The organism is Bacillus sp. mrc49 (assembly GCF_002803435.1).
The window spans coordinates 1-417 of the sequence record NZ_PHNG01000301.1 but is presented as its reverse complement, the minus strand read 5'-3'; the positions used below and the strand labels follow the sequence as shown (position 1 = coordinate 417).

Annotated in this window: 1 protein-coding gene; it reads right to left on the bottom strand. The window is 49.4% G+C overall.

Translation table 11 applies throughout. The annotated features are described in order from the left end of the window. Nucleotides 1–417: SDR family NAD(P)-dependent oxidoreductase (locus tag CVN76_RS02055; protein ID WP_157805463.1), on the bottom strand; the 417-nt coding region annotated here is incomplete at both ends.

The following is a 417-nucleotide window of genomic DNA, read 5'->3' as shown; positions in this document are numbered from 1 at the left end:
GCTCTTCCGATCTGAGCCAAGTGAACTGATGCTGACGATTTTCCCGCCTCCGTTCCTTTCCATCAATTTCGCCGCTTCCTGGGCGCAGAAAAGGAGTGCCTTCGTGTTGATATCCATCGTCCAATTCCAATGTGATTCTTCAAGCTCCATCAATGGGCGCTGCACTCCGGATGCCGCATTATTGATGAAGATGTCCAAGCGTCCATAATACGCTTCGATTTCCTCGAACATGCTTTTCACCTTTGCGACGTCGCCTACATTCGCCTTCACTACAAGAGCTTTCCGCCCCAACGCTTCAATTTCAGCTGCCACTTCTAATGCTTTCGACTTGCTTCGGGCATAATTAATAACGAGGTCGTAACCTTCCTCTGCCAGTTTTATTGCCGTGCTTCTACCTAAGCCTTTACTGCTGCCCGT